We start from the raw sequence: 6,464 nt of genomic DNA on the forward strand, positions 1-6,464 counted from the left end.
GGCCGGCTGCTCAGCGGGCGGCGGGGGCGGCGGCGGCGAGCTGCCACACCACGCCGATCAGCGCGTTGGTGCTGGTCGCCTCCGTCGCCGGGTCGACGTTGGCGAGGTCGTCGCAGGCCTGGTGGATGCAGTCCGAGATGCCGGTGCTGAAGCCGGACGACGGGATGCCGGCCTTCCCGAAGGACTCGTGGTCCGAGCCGCCGACCCCGATGTCGAAGGTGGCCAGGCCCCGGGCGGCGAACCAGGCCTCGAAGGCCTGCTGGGCCGTGGTCTCCCCGTGCTGGTCGTCGTGGACCACGAGCCACTGCTCGGTGTTCCTGCTGCCGGCCTGGTCCAGGTTGAGATAGACGTCGATCGCCTTCCGGTCGGCCGGGGAGAGGCCGCGGACGTAGTCGGCCGAACCGACCAGCCCCTGCTCCTCCGCCCCCCACCAGGCGAAGCGCAGGTGCCGGGCGGGCGTCAGCCGGGCCTCGGCCACCCGGAGGGCGGTGGTCAGGACGGCGGCGGCGCCCGAGCCGTTGTCGTTGATCCCCGGGCCCGCGCCGACGCTGTCCAGGTGCGCGCCGGAGAGCAGCACGTGGTTCGGGTCGCCGCCGGGCCAGTCGGCGATCAGGTTGTAGCCCTCCGCGCCGCCGGAGGAGAAGCGGCGCAGCTCGGTGCGGAAGCCGGCCCGGTCCAGCGCGTGCCGCAGGTACGCCACCGACTCCGCGTACCCCCGGGTGCCGTGCGCGCGGTTGCCGCCGTTGCGGTCGGCGATCCGCTGCAGGACCCGCAGGTGCGGCATCACGTCCTCCTCCGACACGGTCGGCGCGGCGGGGGTCCGGGCCCCCGTGACGGTCCCGGCCGTCGCCGCGGCGGCGGGCACGGTGGCCAGCAGCAGGACCGCCCCGACCACGTGGGCGGTGAAGGACAGCAGGCGGGAGGAGGGCATCGCACGGGGACCTTCCGACGGGGGACCGGGGCACGCGGCCCCGGCTGACACCGTCACACTGGTCCGCCGGTGTCAGGAAGTTGTCGGGAAGCGGTACGGATCCCGTCCGCCGTCGCCCCCGGCCGGCCCACCACCCGGAACGCCCTCCGGGCGCGCTCTACGATCAAGCACATGTGCGCACATGTCGTGGTCGCCGAGGACGATCCCAAGCAGGCCGACCTGGTCCGCCTGTACCTGGAGCGCGAGGGGCACCGCGTCGTCGTCGTCCACGACGGCCGGGCCGCGCTGGAACAGGCCCGCCGCGGCCCGGCCGAGCTGCTGGTCCTCGATGTGATGATGCCCGTCATGGACGGGCTCGACGTCTGCCGCGTCCTGCGCGCGGAGTCCGCCCTCCCGGTGCTGATGCTGACCGCCCGCACCACCGAGGAGGACCTCCTGCTCGGCCTCGACCTCGGCGCCGACGACTACCTCACCAAGCCCTACAGCCCGCGGGAGCTCGTCGCCCGGGTCCGCGCCCTGCTGCGCCGCGGCGCCCGGGCGCTCCCCCCGGAGACCCCCGGGCCACCGGCCGCGCCCGTCGCCGAGCCCCTCACCGTCGGCTCCCTCACCGTCGACCCCCTGCGCCACGAGGTCACCGCGCACGGACGGCCCGTCAGCTGCACGCCCGCCGAGTTCCGGCTGCTGGAGGTGCTGGCCGCCCAGCCGGGCCGGGTCTTCACCCGGGCCCAGCTGCTGGAGCACCTGCACGGCATCGACCGGTACATCACCAACCGCACCGTCGACACCCATGTGATGAACCTGCGCCGCAAGATCGAACCGCATCCGCGCCGCCCCGCCAGCCTCCTGACGGTGTACGGCATCGGCTACAAGCTCGCGGAGGGGCCGCGCGGTGCGTCGTGACACCCCGCTGCGCCGTAGCCTGCTGGTCCGACTGCTCGCCCTCTCCGCCCTGGTCTCCCTCTGCTCCATCGCCGCGACGGCCTGGCTGGCCGCCCGCACCACCACGGGCGCGATCAAGCAGGAGCAGACCCAGGCCCTCGCGGACCACACCCGGATCTACGACGAACTGCTGGGCTACGCCGCGACCCACCCCGACTGGTCCGGCGCGGAGGCGACCGTACGGCGGCTCGCGGCCGACACCGGGCAGCGCATCGTGCTGGCCACCTCGCGGTTCGAACCGGTCATCGACTCCGGGGCCGCCCCGGACCGAACCGCCGCGCCACCGGCACCCGGTGGGCCCGCCGGGTCCGCCGCACCCACCGGGGACTCCCGGGGCGCGGCCGCCGACCGGACGGCACTGCCCCGCACGCCCACCACCACCGTCGACCCGCTCTCGGTCGACGTCGCGATGCTGCCCGACGCTCCCGGCGACCGGATCGACGCCCGCGCCGTGGGCCCGTTCCGGTTGACGCCGGCCGAGCGCGCGACGCTGGAGGAGGCCCTGCTGAAGCAGGCCGCCTGCCTGCGATCGGCGCTCGGTACGGACGTGACCGTCACCGACGACCCCGCCGGACGACCGCACCTGCGCACCGCCGACGACCGCGCCCCGGACGTGCGCTGCACGTCCCCCGGGGTGCTGGAGGCCCCGACCCGGACCGAGAGCGCGGCCCTCGCCGACCTCACCGGGCTCGTCAACGCCTGCCTGGCGCGCCAGCAGATCGGCCCGGTCACCCTGCCCCTCGGGCTGAAGCGGCCCCCGTCGCGTGACCCGCAGCAGGAGCAGGTGATCTCCGCCTGTCTCGCCAACGCCCGCCGGCAGCAGCTCGTCCAGTACGTGGCACCCCCGGTGCTGCTGTTCGTCGGAGCCCCCGGCGCCGCCCGGGACGCGGCCCCCGCCCTGACCGCCACCCACCGCGGCCGCGTCACCGAGGTCGCCGCCCTGGTGCTGGTCCTCACCGTGGCCGTCACCGCGGCGGTCGGCCGCCGGCTCTCCCGGCCGCTGCACGCGCTCACCCACGCCGCCCGTAGGATGGCCGACGGGGATCTCTCGGCCCGGGTCGACGTGACCGGCCGGAACGAGATCGCCGGGCTGGCCGCCGCCTTCAACGCCATGGCGGAGCGGCGCGGGCAGCTGGAGGAACTGCGCAAGGCGATGGTGGGCGACATCGCGCACGAGCTGCGCACCCCGCTCAGCAACATCCGGGGCTGGCTGGAGGCCGTCGAGGACGGCGTCGCCGTCGCCGACCGGGCGCTGACGGGCTCGCTGCTGGAGGAGGCGCTGCTGCTCCAGCACCTCATCGACGACCTGCGCGACCTCGCCGCCGCCGACGCGGGCGAACTGGCGCTGCACCGCGAACCCGTGGACGCCGAGGAGCTGCTCGGCCAGGTCGCCACCGCGCACGGGGCCCAGGCCCAGGCCTCCGGTGTGACGCTGGTCGTCGAAGTGGCCGGGGCCGAGTGCCCCGAGGTCCTCGCGGACCCGGTGCGCCTGCGCCAGGCCGTGGGCAACCTGGTCGCCAACGCCGTCCGGCACACCCCGGCCGGGGGCACGGTCACCCTGCGGGCCCGCACCGACGCGGGCGCCCTGCTCATCGAGGTGGCCGACACCGGCAGCGGCATCGCCGAGGCGGACCTGCCGATGGTGTTCGAGCGTTTCTGGCGGGCCGAGAAGTCCCGCAACCGGCAGACCGGCGGCAGCGGTCTCGGCCTCGCCATCGTCCGCAAGCTCGCGGAGGTCCACGGCGGCAGCGTCGGCGTGGCCAGCAGCCCGGGTGCGGGAGCGGTGTTCTCGGTGCGCCTCCCGCTCGGGTCCGGGCGGCCGGGCGGCTGAGCGGGAGAGGGTCCGGAGGCCCGCTGAAGCCGTGCCCGGGTCGGTGGACGCGCTGTCGGTGGTGGCGCGCCGCGCGGTGGCGCGCCCAGCCAGCGGTGACGCGCTGCCGGTGGTGACGGGGCCCGTGGGTCGCCACCACCGGCGGTCGGGTCAGACCGTGAGGTGGTCGAGCGTGGGGACCACGACGCCGAAGAGGTCGCTGATGGTGGTCAGGCTCGCCCGCTGCAGATCGGCGGCGGGCACGAGGCCGCCGTCGGGCGCGGTCAGCGACCGGGTGGCGGTCGCCTCGGCGACGACCGTGGGCCGGTAGCCGAGGTGGAAGGCCCCCTGGGCGGTGAAGGTGACGCACATGTGGGTCATGAACCCGGCCAGCACCAGATCGAGCCCGGCGCCCAGGTCGCGCAGCGTCTTCTCCAGCTCGGTGCGGTGGAAGGCGTCGGGGAACTGCTTGACGATCACCGGCTCACCGTCGATCGGGGCCACCTCGGGGCTGATCGCCCCGATCTCGGCGCGGATGTCGTAGGGGGTGCCCTCGCCGCCGTCGTTGACGATGTGGACGACCGGCGTGCCGGCCGAGCGGGCGGCGGCGAGCAGGCGGGCCCCGGCGGCCAGGGCGGGCTCGGCGCCTTCGAGGGCCATGACGCCGCCGCGGTAGGTGTTCTGGAAGTCGATCATGATCAGGGTGCTCTCGCCGAGGTGGGGCAGCGTGTTGTCGAGGCCGATGACGTCACGCAGGGTCGTGGAGGCAGACATGGGTGAGAGGTGTCCTTTCGGTCGGGCGGGATTCGGTCGGAAGGCGGATATGCCGGAGGGACCGGAGAGAGAAACGGAAGAAGGAGAGGAATACCGGGAGAACGGGTACCGGGAAATGGCATGGCGAGGCCGCAGCGGTGACGGCTCGCGCGTCGGAGCGGTCGGGACGTCGGAGTGAAATGGGGGACCGGGTGGCCGGGGGCCGGGTCGGTCAGGACGTGGTGCGGAAGCGGCGGCGGTAGGAGGCCGGGGTGGTGTTGATCTGCTTGCGGAAGGCCCGGTGCAGGGTCTCCACCGAGCCCACCCCGGTGGCCGCCGCGATCTGCTCCAGCGGCTGGTCGGTGGTCTCCAGCAGCCGGCGGGCCGCCTCGACCCGGGCGGCCTCCACATAGGCGGCCGGGCTGGTGCCGGTCTCCTGGCGGAAGACCCGGGCGAAATGGCGCTCGCTGAGGCACATCCGCCCGGCCAGCACCGAGGCCGACAGGTCCTCGTCGAGGTGCTCCGTGATGAACACGCGCAACTCGTCGATGTCCCTGCGGGCCGGGGCCGGCCGGCTCAACGGCACGCTGAACTGGCTCTGGCCGCCCTGGCGGCGCAGATACATCACCAGTTGCCGGGCCACGGCCAGGGCGAGGTCCTCGCCGTGGTCCTCGGCGACCAGGGCGAGCGCCAGGTCCATGCAGGTGCTGATGCCCGCGCCCGTCCACACCCGGCCGGAGCGGACGAAGATCGGGTCGGCGTCGACCCTCACCTGCGGGTGTTCGGACGCGAGTTGGGCCGCGGTCGACCAGTGCGTGGTCGCCCGCCGCCCGTCCAGCAGCCCGGCGGCCGCGAGCAGGTGCGCTCCCACGCACACCGACGCGATCCGCCGTGCGTGCGGCGCCGTCGCCTTCACCCACTCCACGACGGTGTCGTCGACCCGCGCCACCGGACCGTCCGGGTGCAGGTCCACCGCGCCGGGCACCAGCAAGGTGTCCACCGCGCCACCCACCTCGGCGAAGGAGAGGTCCGCCACCAGGCGCACCCCGGCCGAGGTGACGACCGGGCCGGCCTCGGGGCCGGCCAGGCGGACCTCGTAGCCCGCCCGGCCGTCGGTCTCCCGGTTGGCCAGGGCGAAGACCTCGGCCGGGCCGGTGACGTCGAGCAGGTCGACGTCGGGGAAGACCGCGATGACGACACGGTGTGGAGTGGGCATGCATCCATCGTCACCGCAGCACCTCGATGGCCGCAATGACGGCGATCTGTCACATCCGGCCACCGGGCGGGCCCCCGTGGTGCCCCCGGGGCGCCCCCGGGGCGGAGAGGAGCCCCCTGAACCGGGCCGGCCTGGGCGTTTGCCCCTGCGGTCGGGGGCGGGTAGTGTTACCTGGTCGCTCGGCAGGGAGCACCGGACACGCAGATTGCGCGGACGGTCCCGGAGCGGCCAATCCTCTTGATCACCACCTCTCTTCTCGGCTGAGTCGTGCTTCGGCGCGCCTCCGCTCGAATTGTTGTGCGGGTTTAAGTCGATTGCGGTCGGATTCGCTTTGTGAAGCGCGGTTCGGCTAGAGTTCGAGACGTCGAAGAGGTCCCCGGACCGATAATTCGACAAAGCCTCCGGAAGCCGGAAGCGCGGAAAGACGCGGCAGAGCGATCTGCTAGAGTCGGAAGCGCCGAAAGGCCGAAGGAAAGCACATCGGATGAACGAAGCGCCGGTCAACGGAGCGGAAAACATCTGATAAGCTGGAAACACGAAAGAACGAAGCGCCCGGAGGGCCCGCTGGAAGGCGGTCCGAAGGAAGTGTCCGTTCCTTGAGAACTCAACAGCGTGCCAAAAGTCAACGCCAGATATGTTGACATCCCCGGCCTCGATCGTCTGATCGGGGTTGGAGATTCCTTTATGAAGTAAACACTAGCGAGGACGCAGTGCGCGGGACCGCCCTATTCCGGTGGTTGCCGTGCCGCTCGACGCGAGTGGAGCCCGATTACGGGCAGACATTCACGGAGAGTTTGATCCTGGCTCAGGACGAA

Annotated in this window: 5 protein-coding genes; 2 read left to right on the forward strand and 3 right to left on the reverse strand. The window is 73.3% G+C overall.

Features of this window, described 5'->3' with window-relative positions; genetic code table 11:
- Nucleotides 1-10 precede the first annotated feature (10 nt).
- On the reverse strand, nucleotides 11-931 hold the full coding sequence (locus ACWDRR_RS29930) for a M28 family peptidase (RefSeq protein WP_449775364.1): 921 nt from the start codon (nucleotides 929-931) through the stop codon (nucleotides 11-13).
- Between the two features lie 171 nt (nucleotides 932-1,102).
- Here ACWDRR_RS29930 and ACWDRR_RS29935 point away from each other — a divergent pair, with 171 nt between their 5' ends.
- Nucleotides 1,103-1,831: a response regulator transcription factor gene (locus ACWDRR_RS29935; protein ID WP_449775365.1), complete on the forward strand. Its 729-nt coding sequence runs from the start codon at nucleotides 1,103-1,105 to the stop codon at nucleotides 1,829-1,831.
- Nucleotides 1,821-3,701, forward strand: coding sequence for a sensor histidine kinase (locus tag ACWDRR_RS29940; RefSeq protein ID WP_449775366.1), 1,881 nt, complete (start codon nucleotides 1,821-1,823; stop codon nucleotides 3,699-3,701). The genes ACWDRR_RS29935 and ACWDRR_RS29940 overlap by 11 nt, the downstream gene beginning before the upstream one ends.
- Before the next feature lie 150 nt (nucleotides 3,702-3,851).
- On the opposite strand, the gene ACWDRR_RS29945 is transcribed toward ACWDRR_RS29940, so the two are convergent.
- A complete protein-coding gene (locus ACWDRR_RS29945; RefSeq protein WP_449775367.1) occupies nucleotides 3,852-4,454 on the reverse strand; it encodes an isochorismatase family protein in 603 nt (200 codons plus the stop codon).
- Nucleotides 4,455-4,665: 211 nt separating this feature from the next.
- On the reverse strand, nucleotides 4,666-5,649 hold the full coding sequence (locus ACWDRR_RS29950) for a GlxA family transcriptional regulator (protein WP_449775368.1): 984 nt from the start codon (nucleotides 5,647-5,649) through the stop codon (nucleotides 4,666-4,668).
- Nucleotides 5,650-6,464 lie beyond the last annotated feature (815 nt).

The sequence above is a fragment of the Kitasatospora sp. NPDC003701 genome (genome assembly GCF_053587085.1).

Bases quoted from the DNA above. Each gene is read 5' to 3' on its own strand.
- ACWDRR_RS29935 (WP_449775365.1), top strand. From the start codon at position 1,103: ATGTGCGCACATGTCGTGGTCGCCGAGGACGATCCCAAGCAGGCCGAC.
- ACWDRR_RS29945 (WP_449775367.1), bottom strand. From the start codon at position 4,454: ATGTCTGCCTCCACGACCCTGCGTGACGTCATCGGCCTCGACAACACG.
- ACWDRR_RS29950 (WP_449775368.1), bottom strand. From the start codon at position 5,649: ATGCCCACTCCACACCGTGTCGTCATCGCGGTCTTCCCCGACGTCGAC.
- ACWDRR_RS29930 (WP_449775364.1), bottom strand. From the start codon at position 931: ATGCCCTCCTCCCGCCTGCTGTCCTTCACCGCCCACGTGGTCGGGGCG.